The 247-nt window shown below is 62.3% G+C and carries 1 protein-coding gene; it reads right to left on the reverse strand.

The genetic code is table 11. The features are described from left to right. The coding region (locus B2W52_RS01960; protein WP_286801086.1) for a class I tRNA ligase family protein at positions 1–247 on the reverse strand (247 nt) is incomplete at both ends.

Here is a 247-nt window from a genome sequence, read left to right on the forward strand (position 1 = left end):
GTAACCGCTGAATCCTGCTTGGTGGCATCCGGTTGCGGGTAGGCCTGCAGCATGATGCTGTCGCCGGTCTTGCCGGCCAGGGGCGCGATCCGCTGCCAGATTTCCTCGGTGATAAACGGCATCATCGGGTGCGCCAGGCGCAGCACGGATTCCAGTACGCGCACCAGGGTGCGACGGGTGCCACGTTTGGCTTCGGCACTGGCGTCTTCATCACTGAGCACAGGCTTGGACAGTTCCAGATACCAGT

The sequence above is a fragment of the Marinobacter sp. UBA2498 genome, assembly GCF_002341575.1.
GTDB lineage: Bacteria > Pseudomonadota > Gammaproteobacteria > Pseudomonadales > Oleiphilaceae > Marinobacter > Marinobacter manganoxydans.